Source organism: Kitasatospora sp. NPDC058046 (assembly GCF_042885595.1).
Lineage (GTDB): Bacteria > Actinomycetota > Actinomycetes > Streptomycetales > Streptomycetaceae > Kitasatospora.
Map to the genome: position 1 here is coordinate 282,582 of NZ_JBHVRS010000002.1, position 26,155 is coordinate 308,736.

The following is a 26,155-nucleotide window of genomic DNA, read 5'->3' on the forward strand; positions in this document are numbered from 1 at the left end:
CCAGATCCTTGCTGGCGGTACGTTGGATCCTGGCCCGCTCCTCCGCGCAGTGGAAGCGTCGTATGTGTGCGTGGAGCGGGGTCAAGTGGGGCTGGGATACCGCTCCGTACGGCGCAGGAACTGCGAGCCCAGTGCGGTCGGGGCGAGCGTCTGCACGAGGGAAGTGAGTACGAGCAGGGGCTGAACAGCGGGACAGCACCAGAACGCGGGTGCGCAGACTTTGGGCAGGACCAGGTACGTGAACGGTCAGCTGTTCGCGGCACTCCTGAATTTTCTGGGCCGACCGGCGCTCCTCTCACTGGACTTCCAGCCACCGGAGGCGATCGCATGCCCGGACTGGGCCGCACCGGGCACGGCCAGGAACGCCCACAACGACCGTGGTCGGGCAGCGTCCGAGATCGCCGCGCCGAACGCGGCCAGGACTGTGACACCGAGAACGGCAATGGCTGCCAACGGTCAGAGCCTTGGTCCTGCCCGGGTCTGGTTCTGGCAGTGCTGGTCGAATAAGGTGCCGTTGTTGTGGCGATTTCCTGCGTCCTCAGCGAGGTGCCGGATCAACCAGTCGACCTGCTCCACGCCGATTCGGATCTCCCGGTAGAGGTCCGCGATCTCGGCGGCCAGGCTGCCTCGGATCTGAACGGGGTGGGTGAGCCAGGCATCCGAGGCTTCGAACATTGCCCAGCGTGCCGCCGGACTCCCCGCCACCTCCCCGCGGCACCGCCACCGTCACCCTCGTCCGGCACGCCGCCGTCCCCCAACTCCTCGGCGGCAACCCCCGCGCGCTGGCCAGTGCCAACCTGGACGCCTTCGGCTGCGGCCCAAATGGACCCGGGTACGCGCGAGCAGGATGTGCCAGACAGGGCTGCCTACTGAGCCAGAGAAAATGGAAGTGCGCTGTCGTGCGCGCCTCGAGCTCGCTGAGCACGCTGTTGAGGGGCGATGCTGGGGAGGCTCTCGAGCCTCGGTACGCCTGAGCTTCGATGGACGCTTGAAGGGGCGAAGCGCTTGACGTCAGGAAGGCGTTCGCTCGGCTTCATGCTGGCGATTTCCCAGGTGGATTGGGTCGCCCACAGGTTCCAGCACTTGATGATCATGCCCATTTGCAGGGCGCTGATGGTACTCCCGCGCCGAGGCCGGTTGGGATTGTTGAACCAGCGACGTAGAACCCAGCGAGGATCCTTCGTTCCGATGTTCGCACCTGAGGCCAGGCCTTCGATGAACTCGATGGATGCATCAGCATCCCCACCTCCGCGCGAGATCAGGTAGGCGCATGCGAGGGACGCTGCAGGTGCAGCATGCAGGCCAGTCCTGAGCGTGTACATCAGTGGGAGGAAATCCGGCAGATCTCGGTATCGTGCGTCATAGAACCTAAGGATCTCGGACGTGGTGTACCGAGTGTTTCGCCAGGAGCTCCACGGAGATTTCGTGCGCTCTTCATCGTACAGGTGAAGCAGTCGAACGGCTGAGCAGATCTCCTTGCGGCCGCGCTCAACTCCTACCAGGCCTAGGGCCAAGGCCATCGGTCGCGCTTTCCCGTTGTCCATGTTTGCGGCTGAATCATGGGGAACATCTCGCGAGACCAGGAAGGAACGCGCAGTGTCGCTAATGACCACTGCCTCAAGTCGGTGCTGACCCTGGAGGCATGCTCCGTGGTCGCATAGTGAGATGACTTCAGGGATGCGGTCATCCCAGCCGCCGGAGGTCATGTCGCGAGCAAGTCGCTTTGCGTGCGCGGGATCGAGGCGTCGTAGGTTGCACCCGTGTGTGCGTGTGAGCCGAAGGATGTCAGCGGCCTCGGTAGGGGTGATCAGCTCCCGCATGGGCATCGGCAATACCGCCTGCTCGGGAACGCGGTTCATGATCACGACTGTTGGGCTCCAACCTGGGGTTCGGGGTTTGCGGGCTGCGCTCGCCCATATCAACAGGAGGGTTGGGCCAAGTCCAAGCCAGTGTCACCCGTCCAAGTGACGTATCACCCCTATGATGGGATGGCTTGCTTGGCGGATCGGAGCATCAGTGCGAGTCCAGGTGTCCATGGCGCAAGCGGCCAGCCGGCTGGCGGGGAAGCAGAGTCCGGCTGGCCGCTTGCCACTGATGCAGCTGGTGTGCTCAGTCGATGAAGCGACGAAGAGTCGCGAACGTCCGGCTGAGAGGGTTGTGCATCCATGAGATTGCCGTCAGGTCTTCGGCGTCGATGTGAAGCGCGACCCTGCGGATGATGGCTGTGGCTACCGAAATTGCCACCCTGGATAGCAGGAGGACTGCGACTCTCCTGCTCGTGTTGCAGCTATTGGCGGAGTTCCGATCTACCTTGTGGACCGGCGGGCCGCAGACGGGTTCTTGGTGGCCGGAGCGTACGGCAGCCGCGGAGAATGAAAATGCTTCACGCGTGCCGCTGGCGCGAATTGCCGATGGCTTTTCGGGGACTGGGCGTCCAAGATGAATCACGACAGGCCTCCTTCTTGTGGGACTGGCTGTCTGGCAGGGGCCCTCCGCTAAAGGGTCCCTGCCGCCCTCATGCCCGCTTCGGTGGACGTGGGGGCGGGATATGAACTACTGCCGTCTAATCTGATGAATTTGAGATCAGATGCGGCAGTTGCTGCCTGTGCGGCTTTTCCCGTGAGATGAGCTGCATCTGAAGCCTTGTAACGCAGATTGATGTTCGGGGTTACTGTGAGGATCTCTCCCGGGTGATTGATGCCCTCTGGTGGCTCCCCGTGGTGTAGTCGCCAGTGCCAGGATCGTTCTGCGCTTGACTCGACCAGCTTTGGATGGGCTCAACGTTGACCTGGGGCCTGCGCCGGCGGTAGTGACCGGTAGGACCCGTCCCGTCCCGCATCCGATGGTGCGGGGTGCCGCGATTCGACGTCACCAGATCCTGTCTGAAGCCGCTCCCTAGCAGTGTTCTACTGGGAGGGCTGCGGTCCCAAGTGCCTGTTCACGGGGGATCTGTGTGGTTGGGGAGCGTAGTCGCTTGTCTTGTTGGTGGTGGTGACGGCGGGGTGGCTTCAAGGCATGCTGCTGAGGGGATGTGAAACCGGGGTGGCGCAGTGGACTGGTGGGCGAGCCGGTGCACCTCGTTCTCTTGACGACGCTCGGCTTGATGGCCGAACGTCAGCGAGGGCTCGGAGGTGAGGCGGAGGACGGCTCGGTTACGTTCCTGGCTGCTGAGACATGCCTTTGTGGGGTGAAGCAAAGTGATGCCGTGCTTCCCCTCGGGCGGGCCCAGGGCTGGCGCCGCCATGATGGGAGTAGCCGCGCATCTTCGGTCTTGGTCTTCGGTAGAGCCACATCGACGCCATTCACTGAGATCCTTGACGTGGTGTAAGGCCGCATGGGGCCCGGATGCGGGAGGATGGGGGGCATGCCGAACCGTCTCGCGGACGCGACCTCGCCGTACCTGCTCCAGCACGCCGACAACCCCGTGGACTGGTGGCCCTGGGCGCCGGAGGCCTTCGAGGAGGCGCGGCGCCGCGGTGTGCCCGTTCTGCTGTCGGTCGGTTACGCCGCGTGTCACTGGTGTCATGTCATGGCTCACGAGAGCTTCGAGGACGCCGGGCTCGCCGAGTACCTCAACGAGCGGTTCGTCCCGGTCAAGGTGGACCGGGAGGAGCGGCCGGACGTCGACGCCGTGTACATGGAGGCGGTGCAGGCCGCGACCGGGCAGGGCGGGTGGCCGATGACGGTGTTCCTCACGCCCGACAAGGAGCCGTTCTACTTCGGCACCTACTTCCCGCCGCAGCCCCGGCACGGGATGCCGTCCTTCCGGCAGGTGCTGGAGGGTGTGGAGGCCGCCTGGCGGGACCGGCGGGAGGAGGTCGGCGAGGTCGCCGGACGGATCCGGGCCGACCTCGCCCAGCGGGCCGCCGTGTACTCGGCCGGTGCCCACAACCCGCCCGGCGAGGCGGATCTGCACCAGGCGCTGGTGGCCCTCAGCCGGGACTTCGACCAGAGCCGTGGCGGCTTCGGCGGCGCGCCGAAGTTCCCGCCGGCCATGGTGCTGGAGTTCCTGCTGCGCCACCACGCCCGGACCGGCTCGGAGGCGGCCCTGGAGATGGCCGTCCGCACCGGTGAGGCGATGGCCCGCGGCGGCATCCACGACCAGCTCGGCGGCGGCTTCGCCCGGTACGCGGTGGACGCCGGCTGGGTGGTGCCGCACTTCGAGAAGATGCTGTACGACAACGCCCTGCTGCTGCGCGCCTACCTGCACCTGTGGCGGGCCACCGGATCGGCCCTGGCCCGCCGGGTCGCGCTCTCCACGGCGGACTTCCTGCTGCGCGAACTCCGCACGCCCGAGGGTGCGTTCGCCTCCGCCCTGGACGCCGACAGCCTGGACGAGGAGACCGGGCAGTCCGCCGAGGGCGCGTACTACGTGTGGGAGCCCGGCCAGCTGGTCGACCTGCTCGGCCCCGCCGACGCGGCCACCGCCGCCCGGCTGTTCACCGTCACCGCCGGGGGCACCTTCGAACACGGCACCTCGGTGCTCCAACTCCTCGCCGACCCGGAGGACTTCGCCGAGTACGAGACGATCCGGGCGCGGCTGGCCGAGGCCCGGGCGGCCCGCCCCGCCCCGGCCCGGGACGACAAGGTGGTCGCCGCCTGGAACGGCCTGGCCGTCGCCGCGCTCGCCGAGACCGGCGCGCTGCTGGACCGCCCCGACCTGGTCGAGGCCGCCGAACGCGCCGCCGACCTGCTGCTGGCCGTCCACCTCACCCCCGACGGCCGGCTGCTGCGCACCTCCCGGGACGGCCGGGCCGGTGCCAACGCCGGCGTGCTGGAGGACTACGCGGACACCGCCGAGGGCTTCCTCGCGCTGTACGCCGTCACCGGCGACGCCTCCTGGCTCCAGCTGGCGGGCGGCCTGCTCGACACCGTGCTCAAGCACTTCACCGACGAGGCCTCCGGCGCGCTCTACGACACCGCCGACGACGCCGAGGAACTGATCCGCCGCCCGCAGGACCCGACCGACAACGCCACCCCGTCCGGCTGGACGGCCGCCGCCGGCGCCCTGCTCACGTACGCCGCGTACACCGGCTCCGACCGGCACCGCACGGCCGCCGAACGGGCCCTCGGCGTGGTCGGCGCCCTCGCCGGCCGGGCACCGCGGTTCATCGGCTGGGGCCTCGCCGTCGCCGAGGCGCTGCTCGACGGGCCGCGCGAGGTCGCCGTGGTCGGCCCGGACGGCGACCCGGCCACGGCGGCGCTGCGACGGGCCGCGCTGCTCGGGACGGCGCCGGGAGCGGTGGTCGCGGTCGGCGCGCCCGGGGAACCCGAGGTGCCGCTGCTGGCCGACCGGCCGCTGGTCGGCGGCGCCCCCGCGGCGTACGTCTGCCGGCACTTCGCCTGCGACGCCCCGACCACCGATCCGGCGGAACTGGCCGGGAAGCTGGGCGTGGCGGTCGAGTAGCGGGCGCCCCGGCGGGGGCGGGCAAGCCGTCGACGGTGGGGCGGGCAGGGGTTCGACGGCGGCCGGATAATCGTTGGCGAGCGGGGTCCGGCCGGGTCCACCATGGACCATGACCTGGACTTTCAGCACCTCCCTCGATGAGTTCCGCGACCAGGCGGGCGCCTTCCTGGCCGCCCGCCCCGCCGAGAACACCGTCCTGCTCACCATCGCGCACCGGCTGGCCGAGTCCGGCCTGACGGTGTTCGGCGAGCCGCCGGTCTTCGGCTGGTGGCGGGCCGAGCAGGGAGGTCCGGTCGCGGGCGCCTTCCTCCAGACGCCGCCGTTCGCCCCCCGGCTCTCCTTCATGTCGCCGGCCACGGCCGCCGAGCTGGCGACCGGCCTGGCCGCCGCCGGAGCCGGCTTCACCACGGTGGCCGGGGTCGGCGGGGGAGCCGAAGCGGTCCGCGCCTTCGCCGCCGCCTGGACGGCGGCCACCGGCACCGAACAGTCCGTCCGCGTCGACGAACGGCTCTACCGGCTCGGCGAGTTGACCGACCCGCCGCGCCCGCCCGCAGGCCGCCACCGGCTGGCCGGACCGGCCGACCGCGAACTGGCGATCCGCTGGTACCAGGAGTTCCTGGCCGAGGTCGAGGTCGAACTCCCCGACGTCCCAAGGGCGGTGGACGAGCGGACCGCGAACGGCTGCCTGCACCTGTGGGAGGACGACGGCCGCCCGGTCGCCCTGGCCGGCAGCAGCCCGGTGCTCGCCGGCATGTCCCGCATCGGCCCGGTCTACACCCCCGCCGAAAGCCGCGGCCACGGCTATGGCACCGCCGTCACCGCCGCCGTCTCGGCCCACCTCCTCGCCCACGGCGCCACCGAGGTCCTGCTCTACACCGACCTCGCCAACCCGACCAGCAACTCCATCTACCAGCAGATCGGCTACCTGTCGGTGGAGGACTCCCTGATCGTGGACTTCCGGCCCCGGTAACGGAGTTACGCGTCCCTGGTCAGATGCACGCCCGCCACCCCGGCCACCTTCGTGCCGAAGGGATCGGTGGCGGCCGCCGCAGTGGCGGGCGCGGGCAGCCGGTCGGCGCTGAGGTACGTCTGCGCGCAGGTGAGAAGGTTGCCGCCGGCCGACTTCATGTCGCCGGCGAGCCCGTCCAGCAGCGACTTCCAGGCGGTGCCGCACCCCTGCAACGCCGCCCCGCTCTGCCACCCCGCCAGCCCCCCGGCCGCCTTGTCGCCCGGCTCCGCGAGCTTCGCCGTCTCCTCCGGAACCTTCCCGGCCACTGCCAGCGCGTTGTTCCCGGCGGCGGTCAACTCGCCTGGTTTTACAGTGAATCCCTTGCCGTCACCCATCGCTCTTCCCCCAATGCCGCTGTGGCAGACGTGGGTTATGGTAGCGGTGAGTATCGGGGGGAGCACTCATGGCTGATCCGGATCAGCGGGCCGGCGCGGGCCGGCTCGACTTCGCGAGCCTGAAGAACGCCAGACCGGGGGACCTCCACGCGGCCGGCGACGCGTACGACGCACTCCACAAGGCGTTCGCGCAGCACACCGCCGACTGGAAGCGCGGCACCACCGACCGGGTCCACGGGTCGGGCTGGAGCGGACCGGCAGCCGACGCCGCGATCCCCTCACTGGACGGCACGACCACCCAACTGCACGCCGCCGAAACCGAACTGGCCGCACTCGGCCAGACCCTGCGGGACTACGCCGACCTCTTCGGACTCGCCCAGTCGAAACTCCGGCAGGCCGTCGTCGACGCCGGTGCCAAGGGCCTGACCGTCAGCGACAACGGCACGGTGAGCTGGCCCGCGCCCACCGGCCCGGTGGACGCGAACTGGGAGACCAAGCAGAAGGCGGCGGCCGAGGAGATCGCCAAGCGGATCACCGCCGCCCTCACCGAGGCCGGGACGGCCGACCAGACCCTCGCCGGGCTGCTCAGGGGCTTCACCCAGCACGCCACCAGCAAGTCGGGCCTGACCCTCGCGGTCGCCGAGGCCGACCAGCGGACGGCGAACGAGTCGGGCGCCCCGTACCTGAGGGACATGCCGGCCGCGGGAGCGCCGCCCACCGAGGTCAACAGCTGGTGGAACGGCCTCGACCCGGCGGGCCGGCAGTGGTTCATCGACCACCACCCGGAGAAGGTCGGGAACCTGGACGGGATCCCGGCGGACGTGCGGGACCAGGTCAACCGGAGCTACCTGGACAAGCGGCTGAGCGAGCTCAAGGGCAAGCAGCGGACGAAGGAAGAGGAGGCGGAGCTCAAGAAGCTGCAGCCCATCTGGGACCGCCTCGATCAGGACGGTGGGGCGACGGACGGTCGTCCCCGCACGTATCTGATCGGTATCGGTGCCGAAGGCCAGGGACGCGCGATCCTCTCCTACGGGAACCCGGACACCGCCACCGACATCGCCGCCTATGTTCCCGGCGTCACCACGGATCCCAGTTCTCTCGGCCCGGCCAAGCACGGGGACACGCCGGGCACCAACGAGTCGGAGAACGCGCTGAACGTCTGGCGCGAGGCCAACAAGAAGGTCAAGCCCGGCGGTTCGGTGGCCTCGATCGTCTGGCTGGGCTACGACCCGCCCGGCGAGGACCTGAACGCGGCCGACCCGAAGGCGGCGGTCAAGGGCGCACCCGACTACGCGAGGTTCGTCACCGGGCTCCGGACGACCAACAGCAGCGGCCAGTGCCCGCACATCACCTCGATTGGACACAGCTACGGCTCGGTCGTGGTCGGACTGGCGACGAAGGCGGCCACGCACCAGGGGAACTACACGCCACCGGATGATGTGGTGTTCATCGGAAGCCCCGGCACCGGTGTGGATCGCGCCTCGGAGCTCCGGCTGCCCGGGCACGTCTGGGCCGGTGCGGCGGACAACGACGTCGTCACCCACGCCTCGTCGCCCCGAGGTCTCGTCCCGTGGCCCCTCGGCGCTCACCCGGACGAGAACTGGTACGGACGGGATCCGGCGAGCGAGTCCTTCGGTGGCAAGCGCTTCACGGTCTCCGAGTACAGCCAGGGGGCGAACCTCGTGGGTGCGCACACCAAGTACCTCACCCCGGAGTTCGGTGGCCCCTCGCTGGGCAACATCGCCTCCATCGTCACGGGCAAGGGCGGCGACGTCCATGTGACGGGTGGCCGATGAGGGCCCGCTGGAAGCTGGTCGGATCGGTCGTGCTGGCCTTCGCCGTCGTGGTGACCGCCTGTTCGGTGCTGTTCTTCAACGGGTACGGACCGCTGGCGTTGGCCGATCGGCGGTCGCGGCTGTCACCCGGAGCGGCGAAGGTGCGGATCGACTATGCCCTGCGCACCACGATGGGGGCGGTCTCTCCGTCGTTGGCCTTCGCGGGTGCCTATTTCGAGGTGCGCAGGGAACGGGACCGCTGGGACGGCGAGCCGAGCATGGTGTCGGCGGTCACCGAGGTCGTCGTCGGTCGGACCGCGGTCGCGAGTACGAGGCTGCCGGCCCTGATGGACCAGGTGACTCAGGCCTGGCAGGGACTCGGAAGCACCGTGGTCCATCGGTCGAACCCCTCCGACGAGATCCAGTCCTTGCACGGGGTCGGGGAAGCGGGCGGCGAGACGTTCCTCCTGTTCCTTGCGGCGGCACAGCCGGACTCGACGTACCGGGTGAAGTTCCTGGTGGAGGCCTACGGGGTGCTGTACCAGCCCGCCCACGAATACGAGCCGGTGTCCCCACTCGCCAGGACATCGCTCGCCACGATGGGCGACCCCGTCGACGACCCGTACTGGTCGCACTGACCCCCCACCCCCTCACTCCCAGTCCCACCGGATCCCCAGGAGGCACGGCCGTACCGCCGTCGCCACCAGGTGGACGCAGTGGTGCCCGTCGAGGGTGAGTTCCTCGGTCTCGTACGGGGCGGCGCCCGGCGAGTGCAGTGCGAAGCGGTGGCAGCGGACGGGGAGGGCGGCGGGGTGGAAGGTGACCTGGAGGACGTACTGGCCGGCGCCGGAGTTGAAGCCGCGGACGTATTCGCAGCTGGGGTCGGGGGAGGGGGCGTCGTCGAAGCCGTAGCCGAGCAGGTGGGTGTCGCCGGCGCGTAGGCGGCGGTCGAGGAGGAGTTCGGCGGCGAGCAGGTGGTGGGCCTGGTCGCGGCGGATGCGGCCGGGGCGGCAGTTCTCCTCGGCGCGGACGCCGACGCGGGTGATGTCGCTGCCCGGGTCGCCCTGGTAGAGGGCGAGGTAGCGGTCGATGCCGTCGCGGTGGGCGCGCAGGGCGTGCTGGGAGTCGCGGCGGGCGAGTTGGCGGTCGGGGCCGACGCGGATGCGTTCGATGTGGGTGATGGTGTGCAGTCCGGTGTCGCGCGGGCTGGCGAGGGTGGCGAGCAGGTCGTCGACGGCGACGGCGGGGGAGATGAGGTCGCGGTAGGGGCGGACGGGCGGGCCGGCGGGGGCGGGGCCGGCGGCGCGGCGGGGGCCGAGCAGCCGGGTGAGGGAGTGTTCGGGCAGGTCGAGGACCTCTTCCAGGGCGGCGACGGCGCGCAGTGACTCGGTGCGTTCGGGGCGGCGGCGGCCCTGCTGCCAGTAACTGAGGCTGGTGAGGCCGACGGTGACGCCGCGCAGGGCGAGGTGGCGGCGGATGCGGTGGAGGGCGAGGCCCCGGGCGGAGATCGCGGTGCGCAGGGCGAGGTGGAAGGGGCCGGTGCGCAGGGCGGCGGCGAGGTCGGCTGGGTCGCTCTTGTGGATGGCGGCCTCCTGGGGGACGGGCGGACCGGCGTGCGGGCGGCTCGGGACGGAGCGGCGTTTGACCGTGAATATTCACATCGGTGCGGTGGTTTGTCACCGGTCCGGGCCTGCTGCGCGGTGGTTCTCCGGGCGCCGTTCACATCCGCGTCCGCCCGTTCACACCTCGGTCCGGGCCCCGCGGAGGGCCGTTGACCTGTCCCTGACGAGGCGCGATGCTCGGGGCGCGATCCGGACCGCGCCCCCACACAGCACCTCGCTCCACTCGTGCAAGGAGGCTTTCCCGCCATGCCAGTTCCACGAATACGGCTGCGCCGCGCGGTCTCGCTGCTCGCCCTCGGCGTGCTGGGCCCGGCGCTCACCGCCGCGGTGGCGGCGCCCGCGATCGCCGCCCCGGCCGGGCAGCCGGCCCCGTACCAGGCCCAGGCCCCGTACCAGGACCGGCCCCAGACGCAGGCCCAGGACCGGGCCGCGCACCAGGTCCGCCAGGCCGCCGCGCCCGGCAGCACGGCCGACCTGGCCGGCACCTTCAAGAAGCTCAACATCACCATGCAGCAGCAACAGCAGACCAACTGGTGCTGGGCGGCGAGCGGGAACACCATCGCCACCTGGTTCGGCTACAACTACAGCCAGAACCAGTTCTGCAACGCCGCGTTCGGCCGCTCCGCCAACTCCAGCTGCCCCAACAGCCAGGCCACGCTGGGCGACGTGCAGAACGGGCTGAACTGGGTCGGCATCAACCCGGGCTCGTACGTCAACGGGTACCTGAACTACGGCACCGTGCAGTCCGAGGTGAACGCGGACCGCCCGATCGAGACGCGCATCCAGTGGAGTTCGGGCGGCGGCCACATGCACGTCCTGTACGGCTACGACACGTCGAGCAACTGGGTCTACTGGGGCGATCCGTGGCCCTCCAACTACCGCTACAACTGGGCGGACTACGGGTACTACGTGAACAACAACACGTTCTCGTGGACCCACTCCCTGTACCGGATCGGCGCGTGAGGGCGGCCATGACCGAGACCAAGAGCCGCAGTCGGGCCGCCACCGCGACCGCCACCGCCCTGCTCGCCGCCGGCCTCGCGCTGGCGCTCGCCCCGGCCGCGCACGCGGACTCCCCGTCCGCCCCGGCCCCGGTGCCCGCCGCCGAGCTGGCGCAGGCCCGCGGCGCGGTCCAGGACCCGGCCGTCCTCGACAAGGTCGGCCACTTCTTCGCCCGCAAGGGCGTCCCGCCGACCCGGCAGCTGACCATCGGCGCCGCCGAGGAGGCCCGGGCGGCGGGCGAGGCCGCGCCGCGGCTGGTCGGCGACACCGTGCCGGTGTACGTCCTGGACCCCGGCTTCGTGGCCGGTACCCCCGGCGCACCGGTGGCGACGTCGGAGTTCACCGCCAGCAAGGTGGTCGCGGCGGACGGGCAGAGCGCCTCGGTCTGGACCGTCCGGCAGGGCGGCGGCTGGAAGGTGGTGAACATCGCCTCGGGCGGCGACGAGAGCGACTACGCGGCGAAGGCGGCGGGCAGCGGCGGTGGCACCGCCTTCCGCGAGCCGCAGGTCAACGCCTGGTACGTGCTGCGTGACGGCCGGGTGCTGCCGCTGGACGACGAGGCCCGGCGCTCGGTGGGCGCGGGCGGGGTCACGCTGGCCGCGTACCAGCAGCTGGTGCACCAGCGGTACGGGGACAAGCTGCCCGGCTCGGCGTACGACCGGGCGGGCAAGGGCGGCGGCTACGAGGCGGACGCCGCGCCGGAACTCGCGGCCGCGCCGCGGCCCGGGACGGCACCGCAGCCCGGGGAGGGCCCGCAACTCGCGGTCGCACCGCGACCCGCGGGCGGCGGTTCGGCACTGCCGGCCGTGACGGCGGCGGCCGCCCTGGGGGCCACCGCCCTGGTGGGCGCGGGTGCCGTGCTGCGGCGGAGGGGCGTCCGCCGCGGCTGACGGCGGGCGGGGTCGCGAGAGGTTCACCGAGGCGCTCGGCCGGGTTCTCCCGGCCGGGCGCCTTGCCGTGGTCACGTTCCGTGATGTGTCCTGGAAGTGCTGCTTCCGCACAAGGAATTGACGCAACGTTGATCTGTCGTTCGCCGCCTGGGGGCGGTTGGCCATGACTGACGGTAGATACGATGTGGCAATCGGTCAGTGCTGGCCGACGCGTGCCGAGAGCGGAGAAGAGGTGGGGCGGCGGGAGCCGACCACGAGCCCGGCACCGGGAAAGGGGACCGAGGTGGCCGACGCGGACGACAAGCAGATGAGCTCCCAGGTGTGGGGCTCGGCGGTGGTGGTGGGCTCTGCGCTGGCCGTGGTGGCGGCCTATCTGATCAAGGGTGCCCCACTGGTCCTGGCGGTCGCCGGGGTGGAGACCCTGCTGCTGATGGTCTACGTCGCCCGCCGCTGGCGCGCGATGCGCGGCGGGCCGGCCCCGGTGCGGCACCGTCCGCGCCGCGGCATCCCGGACGCCGCGCACTGCGAGCGCTGCCGCCGGGCCCGCGAGGCGCTGGACGCCCGGCAGGCGCGGGGCCGTGCGGTCGGCGCGGTGCGGTGGCCCGAGCCCGAGGCGCTCCCGGCGCCGGCCTGGCCGCCGCGCGAGCCCCACCGGGAGTCGCACGGCGAGCAGCACCACGCGCACGGGCCGCTGCAGGATCCGGGCCCGCAGTCGGAGGCCGGCGCAGCCGACCACGCGGCCTACCCGCGCCGCCCGCAGCTCCGGGCCCCGTACGAGCGGCCCTGGACGGCGGAACGGGCGGCCGTCCGGTCCGTGGACCGTTCGACCGCCCGCAGGGGTGCGCCGGGATCGACCGGCCGTGCCGTACGCCACCAGTGATCACCCGACCGTGCCGTACGCCACCGGTGGCCGACCGGCCGTGGCGTACGGCACCGGTGTTCACCCGGTCATGCCGTACGGCACCGGTGGTCACCCGGTGGTGCTGTAGGCCACCAGCGAGACGCCGACGTACTGGACGATGAACGCCCCCAGGGTGAAGGCGTGGAACACCTCGTGGAACCCGAACCAGCGCGGTGAGGGGTTGGGCCGCTTGAGCCCGTACACCACGCCGCCGATGCTGTAGAGCACCCCGCCGACGATCATCAGCACCAGGACGGCGACCCCGCCGGCGCGCAGGAAGTCCGGCAGGAAGAAGGCGGCGGCCCAGCCCAGCGCGAGGTACACCGGTGTGTACAGCCAGCGCGGCGCGCCGACCCAGAACACCCGGAACGCGATCCCGGCCAGCGCGCCGCCCCAGGCCACCCAGAGCAGGACCTGCTGGTCGGCGCCCTTGAGCAGCAGCATGGTGAACGGCGTGTAGGTGCCCGCGATGATCAGGAAGATGTTCGCGTGGTCCAGCCGGCGCAGTACGGCGTCCCCGCGCGGCCCCCAGTTGAAGCGGTGGTACACCGCGCTGACCCCGAACAGCAGCCAGGCGCTGACCGAGTAGATCGCGCAGGCGATCTTGGCGGGGGTGGAGTCGGCCAGGCAGATCAGCACGATCCCGGCGGCCACCGTGGCGGGGAACATTCCGGCGTGCAGCCAGCCGCGCCACTTCGGCTTGCTCTCCGTGAGTGCACTCTCCGCGAGCGCAGCAGCAGTCATGCGCAGCATGCTACCCGTTACCTACGGCTCCGTAGGTTACTCACGCGTAGGAAGTGGCGATCATCACTCTTAGACGTTTTGGAGTATTTGGAGTGTGGCGCCGCGCACTCCGTCGCGGGGTCGGTCGGCATGTTACCGATGAGTAATCATACTGGCTGTAGTAAAGGGTGCGTCAATTTCGACGCTTCGCCGCGTTCCGGCCTTGAGTCCGGAGCTACGCTGCAAGCACCCTCAGACCCCCGCGACGCCATCTCCACGCCGAGATGGCGTGAAACGGAGCGATCGTGTCGTACGAGATCTCTGCTCTCAGCGCATCCGCGCCCACCCGCCACAAGCAGCTGCTCGCTTGGGTGAGCGAGATCGCCGAGCTCACCCAGCCGGACCGCATCGAGTGGTGCGACGGTTCCGACGAGGAGTACCAGCGCCTCGCGGACCTGCTGGTGGCGCAGGGCACCTTCAAGAAGCTCAACGAGGAGAAGCGCCCCAACTCCTACTACGCCGCCTCGGACCCGTCCGACGTGGCGCGCGTGGAGGACCGCACCTTCATCTGCTCCGAGCAGGAGAAGGACGCCGGACCGACCAACCACTGGAAGGCCCCCGCCGAGATGCGGGAGATCTTCCAGGGCGAGCAGGGCCTCTTCCGCGGCGCGATGAAGGGCCGCACGATGTACGTCGTGCCCTTCTCGATGGGCCCGGTCGGTTCCCCGCTGGCCGCGTACGGCGTCGAGATCACCGACTCCGCCTACGTCGCCGTCTCCATGCGCGTGATGACCCGCATGGGTCAGGCCGTGCTGGACCAGCTCGGCGAGGACGGCGACTTCGTCAAGGCCGTGCACACCGTCGGCGCCCCGCTCGCCGAGGGCCAGGCGGACGTGCCGTGGCCGTGCAACAGCACCAAGTTCATCTCGCACTTCCCGGAGACCAAGGAGATCTGGTCCTTCGGCTCGGGCTACGGCGGCAACGCCCTGCTCGGCAAGAAGTGCTACGCGCTGCGCATCGCCTCGACCATGGCCCGCGACGAGGGCTGGCTGGCCGAGCACATGCTCATCCTGAAGCTCACCCCGCCGAGCGGCGAGGTCAAGTACGTCGCGGCGGCCTTCCCCTCGGCCTGCGGCAAGACCAACCTGGCCATGCTCCAGCCGACCGTCCCGGGCTGGAAGGTCGAGACGATCGGCGACGACATCGCCTGGATGCGCTTCGGCGCCGACGGCCGCCTGTACGCCATCAACCCCGAGGCCGGCTTCTTCGGCGTCGCCCCCGGCACCGGCGTGGACACCAACGCCAACGCCATCGAGACGCTCTGGGGCAACACCGTCTTCACCAACGTCGCCCTCACCGACGACGGCGACGTGTGGTGGGAGGGCCTCACCGACGAGCCCCCGGCGCACCTGACCGACTGGCGCGGCAACGACTGGACCCCCGAGTCCGGCACCCCGGCCGCTCACCCGAACGCCCGCTTCGCCGTCCCGGCCGCGCAGTGCCCGACCATCGCCCCGGAGTGGGAGGACCAGGCGGGCGTGCCGATCTCGGCGATCCTGTTCGGCGGCCGCCGCGCCACCGCCGTCCCGCTGGTGACCGAGTCCTTCGACTGGCAGCACGGCGTCTTCCTGGGCGCCAACATCGCCTCCGAGAAGACCGCCGCCGCCGAGGGCACCGTCGGCGAGCTGCGCCGCGACCCGTTCGCGATGCTGCCGTTCTGCGGCTACAACATGGGCGACTACTTCGCCCACTGGCTGAAGGTCGGCGCCCAGGCGGACGCCGCCAAGCTGCCGAAGATCTACTACGTCAACTGGTTCCGCAAGGACGCCGAGGGCAAGTTCGTCTGGCCCGGCTACGGCGAGAACAGCCGCGTGCTCAAGTGGATCGTCGAGCGCCTGGAGGGCACCGGCGAGGGCGTCGAGACCCCGATCGGCGTGCTGCCGACCGTCGAGGGCTTCGACCTCGGCGACCTGGACCTCTCCAAGGAGGACCTCGACCTGCTCTTCACCGTGGACGCCGACATCTGGCGCCAGGAGGCCGCGCTCGTGCCGGCCCACCTGGAGACCTTCGGCGACCACACCCCGAAGGAGCTGTGGGACGAGTACCGGAACCTCGTCGCGCGCCTCGGCTGAGCCTGAGCCTCAGCCGCGGTAGCGGCGGGGCGCGCGGCACGAACCGCGCGCCCCGCCGAGCGGCAGGACGGCCGGAGTTCCGCCGGGCGATTTTCCCCCGACCAAGGAGATCGCCCGGGCCGGAACTCCGGCCGTAGTGTTTTCCCGGGAGCCGTCCCGGGAGCCGTCGGGCCCGGTGGCTACGGCTGGACGTAGCCGCTCAGGAAGTCGCCGATCCGGGTCACCGCGTCGGTGATCTCCTCCGGCCGGGGCAGCGTGACCAGCCGGAAGTGGTCCGGCTCGGGCCAGTTGAAGCCGGTGCCCTGGACCAGCAGGATGCGCTGGGAGCGCAGCAGGTCGAGCACCATCCGGGCGTCGTCCTTGATCTTGTGGACCTTGGGGTCCAGCCGGGGGAAGGCGTACAGCGCGCCCTTGGGCTTGACGCAGCTGACCCCGGGGATGTCGTTGAGCAGCTTGTACGCGGCGTCGCGCGAGGCGTGCAGCCGGCCGCCGGGCAGCACCAGGTCGCGGATCGACTGCCGCCCGCCGAGCGCGGCGGCCACCGCGTGCTGGGCGGGCATGTTGGCGCAGAGCCGCATCGAGGCGAGCACGGTCAGGCCCTCGATGTAGCTGCGGGCCCGGTGCCGGTCGCCGGACAGCACCATCCAGCCGGAGCGGAAGCCCGCGACCCGGTACGCCTTGGACAGCCCGTTGAAGGTGACGCAGAAGAGGTCCGGGGCCAGGGTGGCCAGCGGGACGTGCTCGGCGTCGTCGTAGAGGATCTTGTCGTAGATCTCGTCCGCGTAGACCACCAGGTCGTGCCGGCGGGCGATCTCGGCGATGCCCTCCAGCACCTCGCGCGGGTAGACCGCGCCGGTCGGGTTGTTCGGGTTGATCACCACGATGGCCCTGGTGCGGTCGGTGACCTTGGCCTCGATGTCGGCGAGGTCCGGGTACCACTCGGACTGCTCGTCGCAGCGGTAGTGCACGGCGGTGCCGCCGGCCAGCGAGACCGAGGCGGTCCACAGCGGGTAGTCCGGGGCCGGGACGAGCACCTCGTCGCCGTCGTCCAGCAGCGCGGTCATGGCCAGCTGGATCAGTTCGGAGACGCCGTTGCCGAGGAAGACGTCGTCGACGGAGAGGCCGTGCAGCCCGCGGTCCTCGTAGTGCATGACCACCGCGCGGCGGGCGGAGAGCAGGCCCTTGGAGTCGCCGTAGCCGTGCGCGGTGGCGAGGTTGCGCAGGATGTCCTGGAGGATCTCCGGGGGCGCCTCGAAACCGAAGGTGGCCGGGTTGCCGGTGTTGAGCTTGAGGATGCGGTGGCCCTGTTCCTCCAGCCGCATCGCCTCGTCGAGTACCGGTCCGCGGATGTCGTAGCAGACATTGGCGAGCTTGCTGGACTGGATGACCTGCATGTCCGCCTACTTTAGGGGTACGGAGGGGCCGTGCGGCGGGTCTCCGCGGGGGTGCTTCGGAGGGTCGGAACGGCCCCCTTGGATCGGCAGGCGGGGGCGGCGGGCGGCCTTGTGAACCGGCAGTCGAATGTCCGGAATGCTCCTGTATGCGAGGAGCGCCGCCGCGCCGTTCCGTGGAACGAGACGGACGGCACACGCCCGGCGCGGGAGGATGTGGCCGGTCGTGTCGGTCGAGGAGGGGGTGCGCCGGTGGTCCCGGTCGTGGTCGCGGCGGTGCTGGTCGGTCTCCTGGCGGCTCCGCCGCTGCGCGGGCGGATCGCCCGCTTCGCGGTGCCGGAGGGCGAGCCCTGGTGCGAGGCCTGCCCGTCCTGCGGGCGCGCGGTGCGGCTGCTGCCGCCGACCGGGCGCTGCCCGGGCTGCCGGGAGCGGCTGGGCGCCGGCCCCTGGACGGTGGAGGCGGTCGCGGCGGCGGTCGCGGTCGCGGTGGCGTACGCGGCGGACCGCCTGGTGGTGGTGACCCTGGCCCTGGGCTGGGCGGCGGCGCTCGGCGTGGCGCTCGGCTTCGTCGACGCGCGGGTGCGCCGGCTGCCGTACGGGCTGACCGTGCCGCTGCTCGGCGGGGTGGCGGCGCTGCTGCTGGTCGCGGCGCAGGCCGAGCGGGACCCGGGCGCGCTGCTGCGCTGCCTGCTGGTCGCGCTGGCGGTCGGGGGCGTCCTCGAACTGGCCGTCTGGCTGGGCGCGTTGGGCCCCGGGGACTCCCCGCTCGGGCTCGCCCTGGGCGGGCTGCTCGGCTGGTTCGGCTGGTCGGTGGCGCTCGGCGGGCTGTTCGCCGCGATGGTGCTCGCCGGGCTGTGGGGCACCCTGCGGGCCGCCGCCGCGCTGGCCCGCCGCCGCCCGGTGCGCGGGCTCGACCTCCCGGTCGGCCCGTTCCTGCTGCTCGGCGCGCTCACCGCGGTCCTGGCGCGGTGAGCGGAGCCGTACCAGGCGCCAACCGGGAGCCGCCCCGGCCTCCGGTCCACCCCGCTCCCGGCCCCGGAGGACCCCGCCACCGCCCCCGCCGGACCCCGCCCCTAATAGAGGGGACAGGGGAAACGGAAGGGCCCGCCGTACCGGTCGGTACGACGGGCCCCGCCGCCGACGCGCAGGCCCCACCCTCAAGGAGCGGCGCGCCGGGGGAGTTGGGCTCTAGGGGGTCACGGCCTCCCGGCCGTCACGGCATCTTGTGGACGAACGGGCCGACCGTGTTGGAGAACGCGTTGCCGTTGTTGGCGTCCCAGTTGGTCGACCAGGTCATCGCGCCGCGGATGGTCGGCCACTTGGCCGGCGGCACGAAGCTGCCGCAGTTGTTACCGGTGGCCAGGCAGTCCAGCGCGTTGTTCACCACGGTCGGCGAGACGTAGCCGCCGCCCGCCGCCCGGCTGGAGGCCGGGACGCCGATGCCCACCTGGTCCGGCCGCAGGCCGCCCTGGATCTGGGTGCAGACCTGCGCGGTGATGAAGTCGATGGTGCCCTGGTTGTAGACCTTGCCGTCGCAGCCGTTCATGCCGCCCGAGTTGTAGAACTGGGTGTTGACGACGGTGAGGATGTCCTTGGTCTTCAGCGCCAGCTGGAAGTAGGCGCCGGAGGTGTTGTACATCCCGATGGTCTCGGGGGCCATGGTCAGGACGAAGCCGGGGCCGACCTTGGCCTGCAGGGCGTGCAGCGCGTCGCCGAGCGGACCGGCCTGGACGCCGTTCTCCAGGTCGACGTCGATGCCGTCGAAGCCGTAGTCCTTGATGATCGCGTAGGCGCTGTTGGTGAAGTTGGCGCCGGCGGTGGCGTCCCCGACGGTGATCGCGCCGTTCTGGCCGCCGATGGAGAGGATGACCTTCTTGCCGGCCGCCTGCTTGGCCTTGACGTCGGCGCGGAACTGGGCGTCGGTGTAGCCGCCGAGGGCCTTGGACAGGCCCGGGTCCAGGGTGAAGCTGATCGCGCCGGTCCTGGTCGGCACGGCGTCGGCGAAGGACACCGCGATGATGTCGTACGCGCTCTGGACGTCGCTCAGCCGCTGCGCGGTCGAGCCGTTGTCGAAGTTCTGCCAGTAGCCGGTGACCGCGTGGGCGGGCAGGCCGGTGACCGGCGGGGTGGTGCTGGTCGGCGTGGCGGTGGGGGTCGCCGTCGGGGTCTGGGTGGGCGTCCCGGTGGGGGTCGGGGTCGCCGTCTGGGTGGGCGTCGCGGTGGCCGTGGGGGAGGCGGTGGCCGTCGGCGTCGGGGTCGGCGTGGGGGTCGCGGTCGGCGACGGGGTGCCGGTGCCGCCGGGGCCGACCAGTGCGACGTCGTCGGCCAGGTAGGCGCTCTGGCCGTACCAGCCGTGCAGGTAGACGGTGACGCTGGTTGCGTTCGCCCCGGTGGTGAAGGTGGTGGACAGCTGGTTCCAGCTGTTCTGGTTCGACCACGCGGACGGGTCGGTGCCGCCGGTGCCGCGCGCGCCGAGGTAGACGTACGGGCCCTGGACCCACGCGCTCAGCGTGTAGCTGGTGTTGGGCAGCACGCTGATGGTCTGGGCGCACTCGGCGGTGTCGCCGGCGCCCGGGGTGGCCTGGAGCGCGCCGGTGCCGGAGTGGACCGGGGAGGACACCGTGGTCGCGGCGCCGGTGCAGGTCCAGCCGCCGAGCCCGCCGTCGAAGCCGCCGTTGGCGACCAGGTTGCCGACCGCCGCGCTGGCGCCGCCGGCGAAGAGGGCGAGGCCGCCGCCGGCCAGGGCGAGGGCGGTGGCGCCGGCCGCGACGGCCGGGAGGGGGCTGCGCCGGCGCTTGTGCGAAGGCTGGTTCAGCGTACGGGCCATGGGGCGACGCTCCTGGGGGAGGAGCGGCCGCCGCGGTGGGGGGCGCGGCGGCCGCGTGTGGGGGAGGGGAGGTCCGAAGTGAGCCTGCGGGGCGGAGCAGGAGGATCGTTCCGTCCCGGATCAAAAGCTGGACTAGACCATTGCTGGTCGTCAAGCATCGGAAGAACGGCTTACGGTTCCGTTAAGGATTCGGAGACCGTTCCGTGTCCGCGCCCCGGAGGCCCCGCGGCGGCCCCGCACAGGCCCCGCCACCCGTCCGGAGGACCCCCGACACGCCCGTCGGGACAGACTTCGTACAGGACCGTGACCAGACCGCTACCTGCGGCTTTACTGTGCACCTGCGCGCCGGAGTAGGCTGCGCCGGGGGCGGAGACGCACCAGTTGCAACGAGCACGGAGGGGCCGGGAAACATGGGTCTGCGCGATGTCGCCGAACGGACGCCGGGGCTGCGCACCCTGCTCGGCGGGATGTACGGGCTCTACGGGCGACGGGTCGAGGTCCACCTCGCGAGCACCCCGCGCCACATCGGCGTGATCCTGGACGGCAACCGCCGCTGGGCCAAGGCGGCGGGCGGCTCCACCGCGTACGGCCACCAGCGCGGCGCCGACAAGATCAGCGAGTTCCTCGGCTGGTGCGACGAGACCCACGTCAAGGTCGTCACCCTCTGGATGCTCTCCACCGACAACCTGGACCGCCCGGCCGACGAGCTCGTCCCGCTGCTCGGCATCATCGAGGACGCCGTCACCGGCCTGGCCGCCGCCCGCCGCTGGCGGGTCAACCCGGTCGGCGCGCTGGACCTGCTGCCCCAGCACACCGCCGACGTGCTCAAGCGGGCCGCCGACCAGACCGCCGACATCGACGGGATAACGGTCAACGTCGCGGTCGGCTACGGCGGTCGGCACGAGATCGCCGACGCCGTCCGCTCGCTGCTCCAGGAGCAGGCCGGACGCGGCACCTCGATCGAGGAACTGGCCGAGGTCCTGACCGTCGAGCACATCGCCGAGCACCTGTACACCCGCAACCAGCCCGACCCGGACCTGATCATCCGCACCTCGGGCGAGCAGAGGCTGTCCGGCTTCCTGCTCTGGCAGAGCGCGCACAGCGAGTTCTACTTCTGCGAGGCGTACTGGCCGGCCTTCCGCAAGGTCGACTTCCTGCGCGCGCTGCGCGCCTACGAGCAGCGCCACCGGCGGCTGGGGCTGTAGTCCCGGATCGGCCGGTTCCGGCCCGGCGTCCCGGGGCCGGTGCCCCGCGTTCCCGGGGCCGGTGCCCCGCGCCCTCGGGGGCGGTGACCCCGTGTCCGGGGGGGCCGTCGTCCCAGGTCCGGCCGTCCGGAGGAAATGACCGCCGTAGGCCTGGCCTACCCGGCGCCCGGGCGAGGCCAAACGTTCACCGGCAATGATCCGTCAGTTCGCCGGGGGCGCGAATGCACCGTTCCCCGCCTGGGAATACTCCAGTCAGTCCGGTCCCGAGGCCACCGGGGCAGCGGGGGCCGGCTTGCCGCGGATGACGCAGGGTCATCCGCTCTGGAGGCCTAGTGGTCAGTTCCAAGAGCCGCCGGACACCAGACCGGCGCACGTACGTTCTCGACACCAGCGTGCTCCTGGCGGACCCGCTCGCCATGACCCGCTTCGAGGAGCACGAGGTCGTCCTCCCGGTGGTGGTCGTCACCGAGCTGGAGGCCAAGCGGCACCACCCGGAGCTGGGCTACTTCGCCCGCCAGGCGCTGCGGCTGCTCGACGACTACCGCATCCGGCACGGCCGGCTCGACGAGCCGATCCCGGTCGGCGAGCTCGGCGGCACCATCCGGGTCGAGCTCAACCACTCCGACGTGTCGATACTGCCGGTCGGCTACCGGGCCGGCGGCGGTGAGGCGGACACCCGGATCCTCGCGGTCGCCCGCAACCTCCAGGCCGAGGGCTACGACGTCACCGTCGTGTCCAAGGACCTGCCGCTGCGGATCAAGGCCAGTTCGGTGGGCCTGCTCGCGGAGGAGTACCGGGCCGAGCTGGCGATCACCTCGGGCTGGACGGGCATGACCGAGCTGCACGTCCCGGCCGATCAGGTGGACGCGCTCTTCTCGGTCGGCCACGACGCCGGGGTGGACGTCGACGGGGCCGCCGAGCTGCCGGTCCACACCGGACTGGTGCTGACCTCGGAGCGCGGCCGCGCGCTCGGCCGGGTGACCGGCGACGGCCGGGTGCGGCTGGTGCGCGGGGAGCGCGAGGCGTTCGGGCTGCGCGGGCGCAGCGCCGAGCAGCGGGTGGCGCTGGACCTGCTGCTCGACCCGGAGATCGGGATCGTCTCGATGGGCGGCCGGGCCGGCACCGGGAAGTCGGCACTGGCGCTGTGCGCGGGGCTGGAAGCGGTGCTGGAGCGGAGGCAGCACCGCAAGGTGATGGTCTTCCGGCCGCTGTACGCGGTCGGCGGGCAGGAGCTGGGCTACCTGCCCGGTTCCGAGGCGGAGAAGATGGGCCCCTGGGCGCAGGCGGTCTTCGACACCCTCTCCGCCGTCACCACCCCGGACGTGATCGAGGAGGTCATCTCCCGCGGGATGCTGGAGGTGCTGCCGCTGACCCACATCCGGGGGCGCTCGCTGCACGACGCCTTCGTGATCGTGGACGAGGCGCAGTCGCTGGAGCGGAACGTCCTGCTGACGGTGCTGTCCCGGATCGGCCAGGGCTCGCGGGTGGTGCTCACCCACGACGTGGCGCAGCGGGACAACCTCCGGGTGGGCCGCTACGACGGCGTGGTGGCGGTGGTGGAGAAGCTGAAGGGTCATCCGCTCTTCGCCCACATCACGCTCACCCGCTCGGAGCGTTCGCCGATCGCGGCGCTGGTCACGGAGATGCTGGAGGACATCCACCCGTGATCCGCCCTCCGAGGGCATAGTCGGACAATACGGTCAACTCATGGCCGGGGGCCCGCTCCTGAGGGAGCGGGCCCCGTCCGTTTCATCACATCGAGTGCTTTCCGTTCGGGGAACTGCCGTGCGGTGAATGTGACATGCGCCACGCGGGCGGGAATTGCGTCGACCGTACCCGGTGCGGCATGGTGAGGGTTCTGTCAGGCCCCGCGTACGGCGCGGCAGGGCTTCCGGCCACCGGAGGTCAGGCCCCGGAAGGTCCACCAACTCCGGTCGGTGGACGCACAATTGAAGAACGTTGAGCCGTACGCCGCCCGATTCCAACGCCTGGTCGACTCACCTCGGCCGGACGCCGGGCCAGCACCTCCCGTGACCAGTGCACCGTGCGGAGGTCAGTGTCAAGGGGCATGTTGCGCCCGTACGGTCACGCGTGGGCGATGCTGGAAGGAATCCATGTGACTCGGATCTCGGTCCGGGGAGTCGCTGTGGCCTCCGCCACCGCCGTCACCGCTGTCGGTGCCGTCGTGGGCATGGCCTCGGGCAGCGAGGGCAAGACGACGCAGACGGTCGACGTCGCGGGCGCGACCCTGCTTGCCGAAGTCCCCTCTGGCGCCCAGGCGCAGACCATCAGTGACAACATCGGCCAGCAGGCATCCGCCCAGCAGGCCTCCGCCGACGCAGCCGCCAAGGCCGCCGCGGAGCAGAAGGCCGCCGAGGAGGCCGCGCGCCAGCAGGCCGCCGCGGACGCCCAGGCGAAGGCCGACGCCCAGGCCAAGGCCGACGCGGAGAAGGCCGCCAAGGCCGCGGACGACAAGCGCAAGGCCGACGAGGCCGCCGCGAACCGTTCCAAGTCCCGCTCCGCGATGAGCGCGGTGGAGGACAGCGCGCCGCCCGTCTCGGTCAGCCCCGGCTCGGTCCAGGACCTGGCCCGGCAGATCGTCGGCAACGACGCGCAGTTCCAGTGCTTCAGCCAGATCGTGAAGCGCGAGAGCGGCTGGGACTACACCGCGACCAACAAGAGCTCCGGTGCCTACGGTCTGGTCCAGGCGCTGCCCGGCACCAAGATGGCCTCGGCCGGTGCCGACTGGCGCACCAACCCGGCCACCCAGATCAAGTGGGGCGTCGGCTACATGAACTCCCGCTACGGCAGCCCCTGCGGTGCGTGGTCGTTCTGGCAGGCGCACAACTGGTACTAGGAAACGGCTGCCGCTCCGGCGGCGCGGTTCCACCCGGCCCCCGGCCGTTCGCCCTCCTCGGGCGAGCGACCGGGGGCCGTGGCGTTCTCCGGCCAGGACGTTCTCCGGTTCGGCGGTTCTCCGGTTCGCGGCGAGGGGGCGGACCGCGCCGCCCGGGCGGCGCTGACCAGTGCGCCCTCGGGCGGTGCGGCCCCGGTTGCGGACGCGGGGCGCGGGGAGGGGTCCTGGTTGCTCCCCGCACCGGCCGGTCCGCCGGCGGTTGGCCGTGGGGCGACCTCGGCGGCTGGGTTCCGGGGTCTCGTCCCGACTCCTCCCCGGTGAACCGTGTCCGAAACCGCATGGAACCTTGCGTTTTGTCCGGTTCACCGGGATGGACGGTTCGAGTCGAACGGACCGGCGACCGGACTCGCCGCTCCTCCGGCGGGTAGCGTCATCCCTGACGGCCGCGGCAGGACCCGCGGCGTACCGCCGGACACGGCGGGTTCGGCAGGGGAGCGGTGGTAGCGAGGATGGCGCGGGGCGGAAAGGCCTTCAAGGCCGTGGCCAAGGGCATGGCCGTGGTGGCGAGCGCGGCCGCCGTGATCGAACGGCGCCGGCGTGCCGCGATGGCGGCCGACCCGCACGAACCGGCACTCCCGGCACTGGCCGAAGGGCCGGTGCCGGCGCTCGTGGACGGGCACGTCCCGGCACTCGTCGAGGCGCCGGGCCCCGTCCCGGTCCCGCGGGCCGTTCCGGTGCCGCAGGCCGACCCGGCCCCGGCGGCCGAGCCGGTCCCGCCGTCCGCCGCGCCTGCTCCGCCGGCTCCGGCGGCCCAACCGGCCCCGGCCGCCCCGGCCGCGCACGTCGGGCTCGGGCGGGAGTACCACCCCGGCCGCCCGGCCACCCCCGCCGAGGCGGTGCCGTGGGGCCTGCGGGTGGCCGCCGAGTCGACCTGGCGGCTGCTGCTGCTCGGCGCCGCGCTCTACGTCGTCTTCTACGTGGTCGACATGCTGCGGCTGGTGGCCTTCTCGGTGCTGGCCTCGCTGCTGATCACCGCGCTGCTGGAGCCCTCGGTCTCCTGGCTGCGCCGGCACGGGGTGCCGCGCTCGCTGGCGGCGGGCGGGGTCTTCCTGAGCGGTCTGGCCGGGATCGGGCTGGTCGGCTGGTTCGTCGTCTGGCAGGTGTCGACCAACCTCTCGGACGTCACCACCCAGGTGAAGACCGGCGTCAACCAGCTGCGGGACTGGCTGGTCACCGGGCCGCTGCACCTGACCCAGCAGCAGATCACCGACTTCGCCAACCAGATCACCAAGGCCATCACCACCAACACCGATCAGCTCACCTCGGCCTCGATCACCGGCGCGCAGATCGCCGTCGAGGTGCTGACCGCGCTGCTGATGACCTTCTTCACCACCTTCTTCTTCCTCTACGACGGTGCGAAGATCTGGAACTGGGCGCTGCGCGGCCTGCCCCGGCACTCCCGGTTCGCGATGGCCGGGGCCGGCCCGAAGGCCTGGGCGACGCTCACCGCCTACGTGCGCGGCACGGTCTGCGTGGCCTTCATCGACGCGCTCTGCATCGGCATCGGCGTCGACCTGCTGGGCGTGCCGCTGGCGCTGCCGCTGGCCGTGATCATCTTCCTGGGCGCCTTCGTCCCGCTGGTCGGCGCGCTGATCACCGGCACCGTGGCGGTACTGATCGCGCTGGTCACCCAGGGGCCGTGGACGGCGCTGATGGTGCTGGTGGTGCTGGTCGCGGTGATGCAGGTGGAGAGCCACATCCTCCAACCGCTGATCCTCGGCCGGGCCGTCCGGGTCCACCCGCTCGGCGTCGTGCTCGGCGTCGCGGCCGGCGGCATCATCGGCGGCATCGGCGGCGCGGTGGTCGCCGTCCCGCTGATCGCCGTCACCAACACCGTGGTCGCCCACCTGCGCCGTCGCAACGAGGCCGGCCAGGCCGTCTTCACCGCGCTCGAAGCCGCCCGTGAGGCCGCCGAGCGCACGGCGGGGCGCACGGCCGAACCCGCCGCCGAGCGCACCGCGGCCGCCCACCCCGCCCCGTCGGCCGCGCCCGCCACCGACTGACCCCCCGCCGTGCCGG

Annotated in this window: 19 protein-coding genes; 13 read left to right on the forward strand and 6 right to left on the reverse strand. The window is 71.7% G+C overall.

Annotated features, from left to right (window positions below; all coding sequences use genetic code 11):
• Window positions 1-456 precede the first annotated feature (456 nt).
• A complete protein-coding gene (locus ACFVU7_RS05520) occupies window positions 457-675 on the reverse strand; it encodes a hypothetical protein (protein WP_074001314.1) in 219 nt (72 codons plus the stop codon).
• Window positions 676-3,364: 2,689 nt separating this feature from the next.
• On the opposite strand from ACFVU7_RS05520, the gene ACFVU7_RS05525 reads away from it, so the two are divergent.
• Together ACFVU7_RS05525 and ACFVU7_RS05530 are read left to right on the forward strand one after the other, a co-directional pair.
• On the forward strand, window positions 3,365-5,407 hold the full coding sequence (locus ACFVU7_RS05525; protein WP_380737555.1) for a thioredoxin domain-containing protein: 2,043 nt from the start codon (window positions 3,365-3,367) through the stop codon (window positions 5,405-5,407).
• Window positions 5,408-5,516: 109 nt separating this feature from the next.
• A complete protein-coding gene (locus tag ACFVU7_RS05530; RefSeq protein ID WP_388044452.1) occupies window positions 5,517-6,377 on the forward strand; it encodes a GNAT family N-acetyltransferase in 861 nt (286 codons plus the stop codon).
• A 5-nt stretch (window positions 6,378-6,382) separates the two neighbouring features.
• Here ACFVU7_RS05530 and ACFVU7_RS05535 read toward each other — a convergent pair whose 3' ends face one another.
• A complete protein-coding gene (locus ACFVU7_RS05535) occupies window positions 6,383-6,712 on the reverse strand; it encodes a hypothetical protein (RefSeq protein WP_380737559.1) in 330 nt (109 codons plus the stop codon).
• Window positions 6,713-6,819: 107 nt separating this feature from the next.
• Here ACFVU7_RS05535 and ACFVU7_RS05540 point away from each other — a divergent pair, with 107 nt between their 5' ends.
• Window positions 6,820-8,547, forward strand: a complete 1,728-nt coding sequence (locus ACFVU7_RS05540) for an alpha/beta hydrolase (protein ID WP_388044454.1) — start codon at window positions 6,820-6,822, stop codon at window positions 8,545-8,547.
• A 29-nt stretch (window positions 8,548-8,576) separates the two neighbouring features.
• Window positions 8,577-9,164 (forward strand): hypothetical protein, encoded by a 588-nt coding sequence (locus tag ACFVU7_RS05545; RefSeq protein ID WP_388044455.1) that lies wholly within the window; start codon window positions 8,577-8,579, stop codon window positions 9,162-9,164.
• A 12-nt stretch (window positions 9,165-9,176) separates the two neighbouring features.
• Here ACFVU7_RS05545 and ACFVU7_RS05550 read toward each other — a convergent pair whose 3' ends face one another.
• On the reverse strand, window positions 9,177-10,109 hold the full coding sequence (locus tag ACFVU7_RS05550; protein WP_388044633.1) for a hypothetical protein: 933 nt from the start codon (window positions 10,107-10,109) through the stop codon (window positions 9,177-9,179).
• A gap of 285 nt (window positions 10,110-10,394) precedes the next feature.
• Between ACFVU7_RS05550 and ACFVU7_RS05555 the strand changes: the two genes are divergently transcribed.
• The 3 genes from ACFVU7_RS05555 (at window position 10,395) to ACFVU7_RS05565 (ending at window position 12,920) form a co-directional block, all read left to right on the forward strand.
• Window positions 10,395-11,111, forward strand: coding sequence for a papain-like cysteine protease family protein (locus ACFVU7_RS05555; RefSeq protein ID WP_388044456.1), 717 nt, complete (start codon window positions 10,395-10,397; stop codon window positions 11,109-11,111).
• An 8-nt stretch (window positions 11,112-11,119) separates the two neighbouring features.
• Window positions 11,120-12,040 (forward strand): hypothetical protein, encoded by a 921-nt coding sequence (locus ACFVU7_RS05560; protein WP_388044458.1) that lies wholly within the window; start codon window positions 11,120-11,122, stop codon window positions 12,038-12,040.
• Between the two features lie 283 nt (window positions 12,041-12,323).
• The gene (locus tag ACFVU7_RS05565; protein WP_388044459.1) at window positions 12,324-12,920 is read left to right on the forward strand and encodes a hypothetical protein; all 597 of its coding nucleotides are present in this window, start codon (window positions 12,324-12,326) and stop codon (window positions 12,918-12,920) included.
• 90 nt (window positions 12,921-13,010) lie between these two features.
• On the opposite strand, the gene ACFVU7_RS05570 is transcribed toward ACFVU7_RS05565, so the two are convergent.
• Window positions 13,011-13,685 carry a hemolysin III family protein gene (locus tag ACFVU7_RS05570; RefSeq protein ID WP_049659028.1) on the reverse strand — a complete coding sequence of 225 codons (675 nt, stop codon included), beginning with the start codon at window positions 13,683-13,685 and terminating at the stop codon, window positions 13,011-13,013.
• 284 nt (window positions 13,686-13,969) lie between these two features.
• On the opposite strand from ACFVU7_RS05570, the gene ACFVU7_RS05575 reads away from it, so the two are divergent.
• Window positions 13,970-15,796, forward strand: a complete 1,827-nt coding sequence (locus ACFVU7_RS05575) for a phosphoenolpyruvate carboxykinase (GTP) (RefSeq protein WP_049659026.1) — start codon at window positions 13,970-13,972, stop codon at window positions 15,794-15,796.
• A gap of 179 nt (window positions 15,797-15,975) precedes the next feature.
• On the opposite strand, the gene ACFVU7_RS05580 is transcribed toward ACFVU7_RS05575, so the two are convergent.
• Entirely contained in the window at window positions 15,976-17,190 is a 1,215-nt protein-coding gene (locus ACFVU7_RS05580) for a pyridoxal phosphate-dependent aminotransferase (RefSeq protein WP_074001322.1), read from the reverse strand.
• 249 nt (window positions 17,191-17,439) lie between these two features.
• Between ACFVU7_RS05580 and ACFVU7_RS05585 the strand changes: the two genes are divergently transcribed.
• Window positions 17,440-18,159, forward strand: coding sequence for a hypothetical protein (locus ACFVU7_RS05585; RefSeq protein WP_079271861.1), 720 nt, complete (start codon window positions 17,440-17,442; stop codon window positions 18,157-18,159).
• A gap of 241 nt (window positions 18,160-18,400) precedes the next feature.
• Here the strand turns inward: ACFVU7_RS05585 and ACFVU7_RS05590 are convergent, their stop codons facing one another.
• On the reverse strand, window positions 18,401-20,014 hold the full coding sequence (locus ACFVU7_RS05590; RefSeq protein WP_380737570.1) for a chitinase: 1,614 nt from the start codon (window positions 20,012-20,014) through the stop codon (window positions 18,401-18,403).
• 410 nt (window positions 20,015-20,424) lie between these two features.
• Between ACFVU7_RS05590 and ACFVU7_RS05595 the strand changes: the two genes are divergently transcribed.
• The 4 genes from ACFVU7_RS05595 to ACFVU7_RS05610 all read left to right on the forward strand — a co-directional run bounded on the left by ACFVU7_RS05595 (window position 20,425) and on the right by ACFVU7_RS05610 (window position 26,139).
• Entirely contained in the window at window positions 20,425-21,219 is a 795-nt protein-coding gene (locus tag ACFVU7_RS05595; protein WP_181970663.1) for an isoprenyl transferase, read from the forward strand.
• Window positions 21,220-21,551: 332 nt separating this feature from the next.
• A complete protein-coding gene (locus ACFVU7_RS05600) occupies window positions 21,552-22,886 on the forward strand; it encodes a PhoH family protein (RefSeq protein WP_049657856.1) in 1,335 nt (444 codons plus the stop codon).
• 431 nt (window positions 22,887-23,317) lie between these two features.
• Window positions 23,318-24,076 (forward strand): transglycosylase SLT domain-containing protein, encoded by a 759-nt coding sequence (locus ACFVU7_RS05605; protein WP_181970664.1) that lies wholly within the window; start codon window positions 23,318-23,320, stop codon window positions 24,074-24,076.
• 509 nt (window positions 24,077-24,585) lie between these two features.
• Complete coding sequence (locus tag ACFVU7_RS05610) at window positions 24,586-26,139, forward strand: AI-2E family transporter (RefSeq protein WP_388044460.1); 1,554 nt, start codon at window positions 24,586-24,588, stop codon at window positions 26,137-26,139.
• Window positions 26,140-26,155: the final 16 nt, after the last annotated feature.

What these genes read in the sequence shown, in the direction of transcription:
- ACFVU7_RS05520 (WP_074001314.1), bottom strand. Translation starts at nt 675, where the DNA reads ATGTTCGAAGCCTCGGATGCCTGGCTCACCCACCCCGTTCAGATCCGA.
- ACFVU7_RS05525 (WP_380737555.1), top strand. Translation starts at nt 3,365, where the DNA reads ATGCCGAACCGTCTCGCGGACGCGACCTCGCCGTACCTGCTCCAGCAC.
- ACFVU7_RS05530 (WP_388044452.1), top strand. Translation starts at nt 5,517, where the DNA reads ATGACCTGGACTTTCAGCACCTCCCTCGATGAGTTCCGCGACCAGGCG.
- ACFVU7_RS05540 (WP_388044454.1), top strand. Translation starts at nt 6,820, where the DNA reads ATGGCTGATCCGGATCAGCGGGCCGGCGCGGGCCGGCTCGACTTCGCG.
- ACFVU7_RS05555 (WP_388044456.1), top strand. Translation starts at nt 10,395, where the DNA reads ATGCCAGTTCCACGAATACGGCTGCGCCGCGCGGTCTCGCTGCTCGCC.
- ACFVU7_RS05560 (WP_388044458.1), top strand. Translation starts at nt 11,120, where the DNA reads ATGACCGAGACCAAGAGCCGCAGTCGGGCCGCCACCGCGACCGCCACC.
- ACFVU7_RS05570 (WP_049659028.1), bottom strand. Translation starts at nt 13,685, where the DNA reads ATGACTGCTGCTGCGCTCGCGGAGAGTGCACTCACGGAGAGCAAGCCG.
- ACFVU7_RS05580 (WP_074001322.1), bottom strand. Translation starts at nt 17,190, where the DNA reads ATGCAGGTCATCCAGTCCAGCAAGCTCGCCAATGTCTGCTACGACATC.
- ACFVU7_RS05590 (WP_380737570.1), bottom strand. Translation starts at nt 20,014, where the DNA reads ATGGCCCGTACGCTGAACCAGCCTTCGCACAAGCGCCGGCGCAGCCCC.
- ACFVU7_RS05595 (WP_181970663.1), top strand. Translation starts at nt 20,425, where the DNA reads ATGGGTCTGCGCGATGTCGCCGAACGGACGCCGGGGCTGCGCACCCTG.
- ACFVU7_RS05605 (WP_181970664.1), top strand. Translation starts at nt 23,318, where the DNA reads ATGCTGGAAGGAATCCATGTGACTCGGATCTCGGTCCGGGGAGTCGCT.
- ACFVU7_RS05610 (WP_388044460.1), top strand. Translation starts at nt 24,586, where the DNA reads ATGGCGCGGGGCGGAAAGGCCTTCAAGGCCGTGGCCAAGGGCATGGCC.